The organism is Mesorhizobium ventifaucium (assembly GCF_935822925.1).
Classification (GTDB): Bacteria; Pseudomonadota; Alphaproteobacteria; order Rhizobiales; family Rhizobiaceae; genus Mesorhizobium; species Mesorhizobium ventifaucium.
On sequence record NZ_CAKXZS010000022.1, the window covers coordinates 64,141 to 76,696 of the forward strand.

Here is a 12,556-nt window from a genome sequence, read left to right on the forward strand (position 1 = left end):
GACGCGCGGCTGCTTGCCACGCGTCCGGCGCATCTCCCACAGAACCGCTTGAACAAAGGAGTCGATAGAATGTCCAGGACGCTGAAGCTCGCCGCCGTGATAGGCGCTATAACATCCTTGCCAATCGCTCCCTCGGTGGCCGCTGCCGAGAACCTTAGGGTTGTCGCCAGTTTCTCGATCATCGCCGATTTCGCCAAGAATGTCGGCGGCGATCGTGTCGACATCGTCACGCTGGTCGGCCCGAATGGTGACGCACATGTCTACGAACCGAAACCGGCCGACGCGGCCACCGTCGGTTCGGCCGACGTGGTGCTGGTCAACGGCCTCCAGTTCGAGGGTTTCCTCCAGCGTCTCGTCGAGGCGAGCGCCACCAAGGCGCCGATCGTCGAATTGACCAAAGGCGGCGAGGTGTTGCGCAACACCGAGGAAGAAGGTCACCACGATCAGCATAAAGCCGCCGAGGGCGAGGGAGGTCACGCCGCGGCGGCGGAAGAGGGCCATGAGGAAGGGCACCATCATCACGGCGAGTCCGATCCCCATGCATGGCAGTCCGTGCACAATGCCGAACTCTATGTGAAGAACATCGCCGACGCGTTCTGTGCCGCCGATGCAGCCGGCTGTGACACTTATCGGGCCAATGCCAAATCATACGGCCAGCAGCTCGAGGCACTGGAAGCGGAGATCAAAGCCGCCGTAGCCGAGATCCCCGAGGACAAGCGCACGATCATCACATCCCACGACGCGTATAAGTATTTCGAACACGAATACGGCATAAAATTCCTGGCACCGGAGGGCGTCTCCACTGAATCGGAGGCTTCAGCCTCCGATGTCGCGGCCCTGATCAAACAGATCAGGCAAGACAAGGCATCGGCAATCTTCGTGGAGAACGTCACCAATCCGCGCCTGATCGAGCAGATCGCCAGCGAGACGGGCCTGAAAGTCGGCGGTGAACTCTACTCCGACGCCCTGTCGGATAAGAACGGTCCGGCTGCGACCTATCTCGAGATGATGCGGCACAACATCACGACGATCAAAGGCGCGATCCTCGGAAGCTGACCGCCACGACGGAAAGGCGGAGAAATCCGCCTCTTCGTCGATCATAATGCGTTATGTAATAACATAAAGGAGAATACCATGAGGACAAATTGGGCGTCAGCCACGGCCATCGCGCTGCTTCTGTCCCTATCAACAAGTGCTGCCCATGCCGAGGAGGTGACCGCATGGCGCCTCTTCATCTCGGATCACGCGGACCCGAAGGTGACCGTAATCGATGCGATCGATGGCGAAAAGCTCGACACGTTCGAGATCAAAGGGCCAGCGTCGCTCCATCGCAGCGAAAGCGGCAGGACCGTGTTTGCCGTGCAGGGCTCGGCCGGCGTCGTTGCCGGGATCGCGAGCGGCATTTCCTTCGAGGACCATGGCGAACACGGCGACATCGACGTCGAAGCGCCAAAATTTGCCGGTGTCGAGATCACAGGCAACAAGCCGTCGCATTTCGTCGAGCATGGCGGAGACTTCGCCGTTTTTTTCGACGGCGAGGGTGTCGCCCGCATCATCTCCGAAAAATCCGTCCTGGAAGGCAAGCCGGATTTCATGGAAGTCAAGACCGACGCGCCGCAGCACGGCGTCGCAGTCGCCTATGGCTCCCATGTCCTGCTGTCGGAGCCGAACCGGGAAAAGCCGGACGAACTCCCGGTCGGCATCAGGGTCACCGACAAAGCCGGCGCGCCGATCGGCGGCATCCACGCTTGCCCAGACCTCCACGGCGAGGCGTCTTCCGGTAACATCCTGGCTTTCGCCTGCGCGACCGGCCTGCTTGTCGTCAGCCATGGCGACGGCAGCCCGGCGGTCCGTCATCTGCCCTATGCCGACAGCCTGCCGGATGGCAAAACGACGACGCTGATCGGTGGCAGAGGCCTGCAGTATTTCCTCGGCAACTACGGCGCCGACAAGGTGGTGCTGATCGATCCGACGATCGAGAGCGACTCATTCCGGCTGATCAACCTTCCGACGCGCCGCGTGCATTTCGCGGTCGACCCCGTTTGTGCCAAGTTCGCCTACGTCATCACCGAGGACGGCCAGCTTCACCAGCTCGATGTGGTCAAGGGGGAGATCGCAAACTCGCTCAAGCTGACCGGCCCCTATTCGATGGACGGTCACTGGAGCGATCCGAGGCCGCGTGTCGCGGTGGCCGGCGACAAGATCGTGGTCACTGATCCCCTGCAAGGCGTGCTGCATCTCGTCGACGCGACGTCGTTTGAGAAAACCGGCGACATTGCCGTCGAAGGCAAACCCTTCAACATCGTTTCCGTCGGCGGCTCCGGTCAGACCCACGCAGGCGAATAGTGTCGCTCCTCCCAAGCGGCTGCCACGCGTCCGGCCCATTTTTTGTCGGGCCGGACGCATCTTACAACTCAAGGGGAGACAAGCGAGGCGCAATCATAGGCTGTATCGTCGGTGCCTTGATTGCGTTTCAGCCCAGCCGCGCCGGGATCAGTCCGCGCAGTGAATTGCCGACGAACAGCGCTTTGGCCGACTTCAGATCGTCCAGGCTGTAAATTGCCTCGCGGGCGCGGCCTTCATCCAGCAATTCGCCGCGCAAGACGCCAGGCAGCAAGCCGCAATCGAGCCGCGGCGTTGCCAGCACGCCGTCGCCGAAATCGGCAAACAGATTGGTGATCGTGCCCTCACAGAGTTCGCCACGCTCGTTGGCCAGCAGCACCTCGTCGGCCCGGCTGATCAGATATTCGGCTCGCGCCCGCTGATAGATGTCCCGGCGGCTCGTCTTGTGGCGCAGCAGCGTGTCGCTTGATTGAAGCCGCACCCGCGCCAGTTGCAGCCTCCAGACCTTGTCGGCCGCGTGCGGCTCATAAGGCAGCGCCGAGACCGTCACCTTGCCGCTGCGCGACAGGACCAGGCGTGTGCGCAAGGCTATGTCAGGCCGGTCGACGGCGTTCCTGAGCATCTCGCCGACCTTCTGCGGATCGCAGGCAAAACCCAGTTCGGCTGCCGAGCCATAAAGGCGCGCCAAATGGCGGTCGAAACGGAGGAAGCCTTGGCCCGGCTGCCAGCGCATGGTTTCGATCAGGTCGAAATCGGCGGTGTTCCCGTCGCGTAGCGCGCTTTCAGCAGGCACTCCTGATACTCCTCCTCTGCCGTCGAATCGAAGACGACGCCGCCGCCGACATTGTAGACGGCCTCGCCGCTGGAAAAGAGCGATATGGTGCGGATCGCCACCGAAAAGCGCATCGTGCCGCCGGGCGCGATCCAGCCGATGGCGCCGCAATAGACGTCGCGCGGCGTGGCTTCCAGATCGTGTAGGATTTCCATGGCGCGGATTTTCGGAGCGCCGGTGATCGATCCGCATGGAAACAGAGCGGCGAAGATCCGGCGGATGGTGAGGTCGGGCAACAGCTTGGCCCGCACGCGGCTCACCATCTGGTGGACGGTCGGGTAGCTCTCGATGCGGAAAAGCTCCGGCACCTCCAGCGTGCCGACTTCGCTGATCAGCGAAATGTCGTTGCGCAGCAGATCGACGATCATCCGGTTCTCAGCCTGGTTCTTCTCGTCATTGAGCAAGAACGCCTTCAGCCGCTTGTCCTGCGCCTTGGTCGCGCCGCGCGGGGCGGTGCCCTTCATCGGATGCGTCTCGATCATGCCTGCGGCGTCGATCTCGAAGAACAGTTCCGGCGAACGCGACAAGACGACCGGATCGCCGAGCGCGATCAGCGCGCCGTATTTCACCGGCTGGCGCTCCGTCAGCGCATCGAAGGCGGCCAGCGGATCGCCCGACCACTGCGCATGAACCGGAAAGGTCAGATTGCCCTGATAGCAATCACCCTTGCGAATGTGATTGTGGAGCCGCGCAAAGCGTTTTGCGTAGTCTTCTGAAGACCAGGCGGCCCTGGCGTTGAAGATCGGGGCGTCGATGATCGGGCCGTTGGTCGCCGGCGCGTTGCCGGGCACGACCGGCTGTTCGACAGGCGCGTCGAAGATCCCCAGGCAGACAAGCGGGGCGCGGCGTCCGCCCGGCAGCAGCGGAACGAGTTTCGGCTCGAGCAGGTAGCCGGCCTCGTAGGAGAAGTATCCGGCCAGCCATTTGCCGGCGTCATGCGCGGCCTGCGCAATTTCCAGCGCCGGCAGGAAATCCTCCGCCTCATGCGCCACGATGATGTCGGCCGGCCGGTCGAAGACGAGCTGATGTGCGCGCTCGTCATTTCGAAAAATTGCAGAGGGCAGGGGCATGGGACTCGGATGCTGCGATCAATGACGCCAGCTATCGCTCTATATGGCGGCTCGATCGCGCGCAATCGAGAGGCCGGCGTCTCAAGACGCAAACGCAGCCTTGCTGCAAAAGCAAACTGGCGGCGCCTCGCGGGTGTCGCCGGTCTCTTATGTGCTCGATGCCGGCAGGCAATTCAGCTGTTGGTCCCGGTCCCCGCGGTCGGGAAGCGGCGCGCAAATTCCTCCTCTTCGCCGGCGGCAAGCAGTTTCGCCTGCTCGATCCAGCGCTCACGCTCGATGCGGCCGTCGAAGTTCAACGTCTCCTCGATCCGCTTGACGTCGGCGGCCGTCCAGGCGGCGATTTGCGCATAGGTCGTGACTCCGAGCCCGTGGAGCAATCGCTCGTTGGCCGGACCGATGCCGATCAGGCGGCGCAGATTGCTGGCTGTGTCCGCCGCCGCCTTTGCTGTCGCGGCTTTCTTTGCCGCCGGCGCAGCGCTCTTTGGCGCAGCACTCGATGCGGGAGGTGTTGGCGCACTTGCCTGCGACGCGCTCGCTTTCGACGCACTCGCTTTCGGCGCACTCGTTTTCGACGCACTGGCCTTCGGCGCGGCTGAAGCCTTCGCGGCCGCCGGCTTCTTGGACGTGGTCTTTGCTGGCCCGGACTGTGCTGGCGCGGCCTTTGCTGGCGCGGCCTTTGCTGGCGCGGTCTTTGCTGACCCGGTCTTTGCTGGCGTCGTCTTGGCCGGTGTCGTCTTGGCGGGCGTCGTCTTGGCCGGCGCCGCCATCAATGCCGAGGGTGCCGGGATTGCTGCCTTTGTCGCACCGGTCTTGGTGCCTAGTGCCTCGCCCAGCTGGCGCTCCAGGTCGGCGCGGGCGCCGCGGCATGCTTCCAGCTCACGGGTCAGGCGGTCGGCGTCGGCGCGCAGCCTGTCGCGTTCGCTGCGGGTGCGGTCCATGTCACCCCGTAGGCTGTCGCGCTCGCGTCCCCAGATGAACCAGCCAACCAACACACCTACCAGGAACGCCAGGAGCATGTAGAAAAAAGTGCCCATTGTCTCTCTCCAGTGCGATCCATCTGCCGTGGCCTGGGACCTTGGCACAAGGACCATTCAATGGTGTGCTCCGCTGCTCGCGGAACGGCCGGCTTAAATCGCGCTGTCGGCGACCGGCTTTTCCTGCCATGGCCAACGGCGCTGTCGCAATCGTTGAAGCGCCGTGACCGGCCGAAGATTTGGCCTTAGCCCGGCGCCCGACTGCGGTTGAGACGGGACGCTATCATACAGCTTCCGGAAAGCTAACGGAAAAATTCCACGGAGAGTTATTTAAGAACAGATATTTAGGGCAAGAATAGAACGGCCGCAATATGCATTGCGGCTAAACTGTTCTGTCGAACCTGGATATTCAGCGCTGCGCGTCAATTGTCCAAAGCTTCGAGCTCGTCGATCAGCCCGCCGATCACGCCAAGTCCGATCTGCCAGAAGGCAGGATCGGTGGCATCGAGACCGAAGGGTGCCAGGAGCTCGGAATGATGCTTGGTGCCGCCGGCCCGCAGCATGGCAAAATACTTGTCCTGAAAGCCACGCTCTGCATTCTGATAGACCGCATACAGCGAATTCACCAGGCAATCGCCGAACGCATAGGCGTAGACGTAGAAAGGCGAATGGATGAAGTGTGGAATATAGCTCCAGAAGACCTCGTAACCTTCGCGTAGCTTGATCGCCGGCCCGAGGCTTTCCGCCTGCACTTCCAGCCAGAACTGGCCAAGCCTGTCCGATGTCAACTCGCCGTTTTTGCGCTCGGCATGCACCTTGCGCTCGAACTCGTAGAAAGCGATCTGGCGCACGACCGTGTTGATCATGTCCTCGACCTTCTGGGCAAGCATGGCCTTGCGCTCGCGCTTGGCCGTGGTCTGGTCCAGCAGCGAGCGGAAGGTCAGCATCTCGCCGAAGACGGACGCCGTCTCGGCCAGTGTCAGCGGCGTCGAGGCCATCAGCGCGCCCTGGCCTGCGGCCAGCACCTGATGCACGCCGTGGCCAAGCTCATGCGCCAGCGTCATCACGTCGCGCGGCTTGCCCATGTAGTTGAGCAGAACATAGGGATGCGCCGACGGCACGGTCGGATGCGCGAAGGCGCCCGGCGACTTGCCAGGCCTCACCGGCGCGTCGATCCAGTTGCGGTCGAAGAAAACCCGGGCGATCTCCGCCATGTCAGGTGAAAAGCGCTGATAGGCGGAAAGCACCGTGTTCTTGGCCTCGTCCCAGCCGATGATCGTTTGCGGGGTCTCCGGCAACGGCGCGTTGCGATCCCAGTGGTTCATCACTTCCATGCCGAGCCAGCGCGCCTTCATCGCGTAGTAGCGGTGTGACAGGCGCGGGTAAGCGTCACGAACGGCTGAGGCCAGCGCATCCACCACGCCGCGCTCGACGCGATTGGCGAGATGACGCGAATCGGCGATGTCCTCGAAGCCGCGCCAGCGGTCGGAAATCTCCTTGTCCTTGGCCAGCGTGTTGGTGATCAGCGTGAAAATGCGCAGATTCTTGCGGAAGGTTGCGGCCAGCGCTTCAGAAGCCCGGCGGCGCACCTCGCCATCGGGGTGCTGGAGGCGGTTCAGCGCCGGCTCCAGGGTCAGCTCTTCGCCATCGATGTCGAAGCGCAGATCGGTCATCGTCTCGTCGAACAAGCGGTTCCAGGCGCCGCGTCCGGTAATCGACTTCTCATGCAGAAGCTGCTCGACCCGGTCTTCGAGCTGGTAGGGTTTGTCCATGCGCAGATCAAGCACCCACGGCCGGTAGTGAGCGAAGCCGGGATCGGCAGCAAGCGCGGTTTCGATCGCGGCATCGTCGACAAGATTCAGCTCGAGCGCGAAAAACAGAAGATGCGCGCTGGCGTCGGTCATCTTCTCCTGAATGTCGCCATAGAGCTTGGCGCGCTGCGGATCCGCGGTGTTGCCGGCATAGATCAGTCCGGCATAGGAGACGATCCGGCCGATCAGTTCCTCCAGCGCTTCATAGGCGGCAAGCGCCTCGCCCAGCCTGCCGCTGTCGGCACGCTCCGCCTCGGCGGCGAGCGTGCCTTTCCAGCGGCTCTCGAAGCTGATGGCATCGGCGATCGCCTTGGAAATGTCGCGTTTCAGCTCGGGGGCGTCCATGCCCGAATAGAGATCGGCGAGATCCCATTCCGGCAGATCACCAAGCTCCGCCGCGCCCTGACCGGACGCCGCCGCCGCAAGCTGCCGACCAAAAACCATGCTCATTGCCGAAACTTTCCAGATTGCAAGACCTGAGAGACCGTTTGGAAACTCTACTCAGGCGGCCATCTGATGGCGTTTTCTGCGCTTCCGGTGCTCACGGACCCAAATGTCCGCTGCGCGCCGGTTCTCGAAACCACCACCATATGACTCGCCCTGAGCGAATTTCGAAACAGTCTCTAAGCGGTCAGACCCAAAGATTCAAAGGGCCAAGATTCAACGGGATTGAGAAAGCCGGTCAAATCCTAAGGAATTCATTCACCGGGTTTTTTGAAAGCTTATTTAGAACCCTGTGTCAGGATGATCCATAGGGTTGGCTTCCCCATTGGGTGGGCACAGTGGGGTGGGCATATTGGGCGAGCATCGTTGAACCAGTCATGACAGGTTCCATACTTATAGTCGATGACGATCCCGTGCAGCGCAGGCTGCTCGAGGCGGCGGTGACGAGATTCGGCCACAGCGCGATCATCACGGATGGCGGCGAGGCCGGTCTCGATGCGCTCGACGGGCCCAATGCGCGCAGCGTGTCGGTGGTCATCCTCGACCTCGTCATGCCGGGCCTCGACGGCATCGGCGTGCTGAAGGCGATGCGTGAGCGCGGCATCCAAGTTCCGGTCATCGTGCAAACCGCCCAGGGTGGTATCGAGACCGTCGTTTCGGCCATGCGTCACGGTGCTTTCGATTTCGTCGTCAAGCCGGCATCTCCCGACAGGCTGCAGGCATCGATCGGCAACGCGCTCAAAGTCGAGGCGGTCGAGGGTGAAGTGAAGCGCACGTCGCGGCGGCGCGGCGGCCATTTGACCTTCAAGGACATGATCACGCACAGCCCGGCGATGGATCGGGTGATCCGCCTCGGCCAGAAGGCGGCCGCGTCCAACATTCCGATTCTTATCGAAGGCGAATCCGGTGTCGGCAAGGAGCTGGTGGCGCGCGCCATCCAGGGCAGCGGCGATCGCCGCTCAAAACCGTTCGTTACCGTCAATTGCGGCGCCATCCCCGACAATCTGGTCGAATCGATCCTGTTCGGCCACGAGAAGGGCTCGTTCACCGGCGCCACCGAAAAACACACCGGCAAGTTCGTCGAGGCGCATTCGGGCACGCTCTTCCTCGACGAGATCGGCGACCTGCCGCTCGACGTGCAGGTCAAGCTGCTGCGCGCCGTGCAGGACGGTGAGGTCGATCCGGTCGGCGGGCGCTCGACCGTCAGGGTCGACATCAGGCTGATCTCGGCGACACACCGCAATCTTCTGCAGCAGGTCAAGGACGGCAAGTTCCGCGAGGATCTGTTCTACCGCCTGAACGTCTATCCGATCTTCGTGCCGCCGCTGCGCGACCGTCGCGACGACATTCCGTATCTGGTCGAGCATTTTCTGGACAAGGTCGCGCCCACCGATCCACGTCATCGCCTGCACGGCATTTCGGCTGCGGCGCTCGCCATGCTGCAGGCCTACGACTGGCCGGGAAATATCCGCCAGCTGGAAAACGCGGTCTTCCGGGCCTCGGTGCTTTGTGAAGGCGATGTGCTGACCGAAGAGGAGTTTCCGCAGATCCGGGCGCAGGTCGAGGGCACCGTCAACCTCGATGCGCATGGCATGTTGCCAGGGTCGCCTTTGGTCCCGGAACCGCTTGGCGAGGACGCGCACGCCAATAACGGCATCGCTGTAACCGAGTTCGATCCGCCAGCCAGGCCGCAGCCTCGCTTCGGCACGCTGCGGGCGCTGGACGAACGCGGCAATGTGCGGACGCTGGCCGATGTCGAACTCGAAATGATCAAGCTCGCCATCGACCATTATAGCGGCCAGATGAGCGAAGTTGCCCGCCGCCTCGGCATCGGCCGCTCGACCCTCTACAGGAAGCTCAAGGAATACGGCATCGATCCGGAAACAGGTCGTATCGACCGGCTTGCTTCCTGACAAGTCAAGTCCTCCCTGACAAGGCAAGTCCTTCCTGAAGGCAAGACTGGCCAGCTTGCCGGCCTGGCATCAGAACAGTCGACAGTCGTCGATCGGGCGTGACGGGCGTCACGGGTGACGCGCTTGCCGGCAGTGTTCACGCATTGAGGCGCCTGGTAACAGATCGTGTTCAGGCAAAGCCGGAAACATCATCTAAACCAGCAGTTTACCAAGAAACCCCGCGCAACATTTTTGACGGGATATCGCCACGGTGTTACCGCATTTCGGCTTCAATAAGCGATGATTAACCATTAGGATCGATATTCGGATACGAACACCACCGCATCCGTTGGTCAAATCCGGGGACAAACGGCAGCCTGCAAGGCCTTTTGATTTGAACAAAGTCGAACGACACACAAACGGGCGGCACGATCACATGAGCGCCTGGCCGAGATGGCTGGCAGCGGTGATTCTCGCCTTTGGCTTCCTTAAAGCGGCTGCGACCGGCGCCAGCGCCCAGACACGTTCGCTGAAACTTTACAACCTCCACACCAAAGAGAAGGCGGAGATCGTCTTCAAGCGCGGCGGCCGCTACGATCAGGCGGGTCTGAAAAAGATCAACGTCATCCTGCGCGACTGGCGCCGCAACGAGCCGACCAGGATGGATCCGCGGCTGCTCGACCTGGTCTGGGAGGCCTACCGGCAGAGCGGCGCCCGCGACTACATCCAGGTCGTGTGTGGTTATCGCTCGTCATCGACGAACTCGATGCTGCGCAGCCGCAGCAGGGGCGTCGCCAAGAAAAGCCAGCATACGCTCGGCAAGGCCATGGACTTCTACATTCCCGGCGTGCCGCTGAAGAAACTGCGCGACATCGGTCTGCGGATGCAGGGCGGCGGCGTCGGCTATTATCCGAGGTCCGGCTCGCCCTTTGTCCACATGGATGTCGGCAATGTGCGGCACTGGCCCGGCATCAGCCGCCAGGAACTGGCGCGCGTGTTCCCCAATGGCAAGACGCTGCATGTGCCAAGCGACGGCAAGCCGCTGCCCGGCTATTCACAGGCGCTCGCCTCCTACAAGGCGCGCAAGGGCGCCGGCGCTCCCGCCATCGAAATGGCCAGCGCAGGTGGCGGTTCCAAAAGATCTGGCGGTCTGCTGGCGGCTTTCTTCGGCGGCGGTGAAGACGAGGCCGATGACAGCGCCGATGTCGCAGTCGCGCCAACGCCGAAGTCAACCGTGAAACCGGCGAACGTGAAGCTGGCGACCGCCAAGCCGGCGCCGGCCGCCAGGAACAGCAAGCTTCCAGGCATTGCCATCGTGTCGCCTGAGGATGCGAAGCGCGCAGAGATTCCGCAAATCGCCGATGCGCCTGCTCCGGAACCGGAGGAGGACACGCCGGAAACGATCATCGCGGCGCTGCCGGCGCGCAGCGTGCCGCTGCCCGATTTCGCCCCGCGTCCGAAGGCCGATGTCGCTCAGCCGCCCGAAAACGTTCCGTTCGGCGTGGCGGATGCCACCGCCACCACCGAACAGGCGGTGACGACCGCGCAAGCGCCGGCAAACGCTCCCTTCGGCGTGGCCGAACCGGCCGTTGTCGCCGCCGATGCGGTGCAGGTTGCGGCCAAAGACATCCCGTTGCCGACCTGGCGTCCCAATCACTCGCTGCCGGCCGACCTTGCAGCGGCCGACCTCGCGCCGCAGGACAAGGAAGTGCTTCTGGCGCTGGCGGACACCGCCGGGCACGGCAAGACCGCTACCGATGTGTTCTCGGTGCTGCCGTCGGCTCGGCCAAATATGGCCCAGCCCGACTTGGCCCAGCCCGACTTGGCCCAGCCTGACCAGGTCCAGTCAGCCGCGGTCCAGTCTGACGCGGTCAAAGCCGTCCTCGAGCGGGTCAGCGCAACCGACGAATACCAGGTCGCCTCGCTTTCCCAGCCAAGCTCGGTCCTCGGTGAGCTGGCGAAGGGCAATGCCGCATCGCCGCGCGAGGCTGTCTTTTCCCGCCCGGCTGGCTCCGATCCGGCCGCGGCGATCGGCACGGGTGTGAAGACCACCCGCAAGGCAGCCAGGGCAACCGCCCGTGACCTGAAGCCTGGTCCGAAGTCGGTGGTGGTCGCCGCCGAGCCGAAAGCGGCGCGCTGGGCGTTGAACAGCGGCGAGAATGTCGCCACCGTCTCCAGCGCAGCGACGGCGCCGCGCTACGCCTACAATATCGTGCACACGCCGCCAACCGAAGTCTATACCTTGGGCTTCCAGGCGGACGATCAGCTGGCCGACGCCAACCGGTTCACCGGCAATGCCGTCAAATTCCTGTCGGTCGCCCGCTTCCAGACCAAATAGCGGATCGACCAGCAAGACAAAGCCGCCGGGTACCCGCGCGGCTTTTTGCTGTTCGCAAATAAAACGCCGCAATGCTGCCAGTCCACTTCGGGATAAGAGTTGTCTCTATCGCCCGAGCTTGCTCGCGGCGCGCGCCAGGGCTTCGATTTCGTCCCATTTGCCGGCCTTGACCAAATCGTCCGGCGCCACCCAGGAGCCGCCGACGCAGATGACGTTGGGCAGTCCCAGATAGTCGCCGGCGTTCTTGTCAGTGATGCCGCCGGTCGGGCAGAATTTGACGTCGGCGAGCGGCGATGCGAATGCCTTGAGCGAGGCGATGCCGCCCGACTGTTCTGCCGGGAAGAATTTCAGGAATCGCAGGCCTGCCTCGCGAGCGGCCATGATCTCACCGGGCGTGATGGCGCCGGGCAGCAACGGGACGTCGCTGTCCTTCGCCGCCGCCAGAAGCTCGCGGGTGATGCCGGGGCTGACGATGAACTTGGAGCCGGCTGCTGCCGCCTCGCCGAACTGGCGGGCGTCCAGAATGGTGCCGGCGCCGACGATGGCGCCCTCGACCTCGCTTGCCACAAGCCGGATCGCCTCCAGCGCATCAGCGGTCCGCAGCGTGATCTCGATCGCCGGCAGGCCGCCGCGCGCCAGCGCGCGCGCCAGCGGCACGGCGTCAGTGAGATTGGCGATCTTCAGCACCGGGATAACCGGTTGGCCGTTGAGCAGCGACAGGAGCTTTTCGGTCTTGCTGGGCATTTGTCGTCTCTCCGGTATTTGATCCGTTCAATCGGTTAGCAGAAGGCCGGTTTTCTGTCCACGAAGCGAAGCGTGTCGCGATGTCACGCGCCGCCCACAAGTCCGTCA

9 protein-coding genes are annotated in these 12,556 nt (G+C 63.0%); 4 read left to right on the forward strand and 5 right to left on the reverse strand.

What is annotated here, in order from left to right:
- The first annotated feature begins 69 nt into the window (after positions 1–69).
- Together aztC and aztD are read left to right on the forward strand one after the other, a co-directional pair.
- Positions 70–1,056 carry a zinc ABC transporter substrate-binding protein AztC gene (gene aztC, locus NMG70_RS17615; RefSeq protein WP_254025725.1) on the forward strand — a complete coding sequence of 329 codons (987 nt, stop codon included), beginning with the start codon at positions 70–72 and terminating at the stop codon, positions 1,054–1,056.
- Positions 1,057–1,134: 78 nt separating this feature from the next.
- Positions 1,135–2,346, forward strand: a complete 1,212-nt coding sequence (gene aztD / locus NMG70_RS17620; protein WP_254025726.1) for a zinc metallochaperone AztD — start codon at positions 1,135–1,137, stop codon at positions 2,344–2,346.
- A 127-nt stretch (positions 2,347–2,473) separates the two neighbouring features.
- Here the strand turns inward: aztD and NMG70_RS17625 are convergent, their stop codons facing one another.
- The 4 genes from NMG70_RS17625 to NMG70_RS17640 form a co-directional block, all read right to left on the reverse strand.
- Positions 2,474–3,136 (reverse strand): aminotransferase class IV family protein, encoded by a 663-nt coding sequence (locus NMG70_RS17625; protein WP_254025727.1) that lies wholly within the window; start codon positions 3,134–3,136, stop codon positions 2,474–2,476.
- On the reverse strand, positions 3,085–4,245 hold the full coding sequence (locus NMG70_RS17630) for an aminodeoxychorismate synthase component I (RefSeq protein WP_254025728.1): 1,161 nt from the start codon (positions 4,243–4,245) through the stop codon (positions 3,085–3,087). Before NMG70_RS17630 ends, NMG70_RS17625 begins: the two co-directional genes overlap by 52 nt.
- Before the next feature lie 173 nt (positions 4,246–4,418).
- Positions 4,419–5,279, reverse strand: a complete 861-nt coding sequence (locus NMG70_RS17635; RefSeq protein ID WP_254025729.1) for a helix-hairpin-helix domain-containing protein — start codon at positions 5,277–5,279, stop codon at positions 4,419–4,421.
- 362 nt (positions 5,280–5,641) lie between these two features.
- Positions 5,642–7,480 carry a M3 family oligoendopeptidase gene (locus NMG70_RS17640; RefSeq protein WP_254025730.1) on the reverse strand — a complete coding sequence of 613 codons (1,839 nt, stop codon included), beginning with the start codon at positions 7,478–7,480 and terminating at the stop codon, positions 5,642–5,644.
- Positions 7,481–7,851: 371 nt separating this feature from the next.
- Here NMG70_RS17640 and NMG70_RS17645 point away from each other — a divergent pair, with 371 nt between their 5' ends.
- Complete coding sequence (locus tag NMG70_RS17645) at positions 7,852–9,387, forward strand: sigma-54-dependent transcriptional regulator (RefSeq protein ID WP_254025731.1); 1,536 nt, start codon at positions 7,852–7,854, stop codon at positions 9,385–9,387.
- Between the two features lie 415 nt (positions 9,388–9,802).
- A complete protein-coding gene (gene mepK, locus NMG70_RS17650) occupies positions 9,803–11,704 on the forward strand; it encodes a peptidoglycan L,D-endopeptidase MepK (protein WP_254025732.1) in 1,902 nt (633 codons plus the stop codon).
- A gap of 105 nt (positions 11,705–11,809) precedes the next feature.
- Here the strand turns inward: mepK and NMG70_RS17655 are convergent, their stop codons facing one another.
- Positions 11,810–12,448 (reverse strand): 2-dehydro-3-deoxy-phosphogluconate aldolase, encoded by a 639-nt coding sequence (locus NMG70_RS17655; protein ID WP_254025733.1) that lies wholly within the window; start codon positions 12,446–12,448, stop codon positions 11,810–11,812.
- Positions 12,449–12,556: the final 108 nt, after the last annotated feature.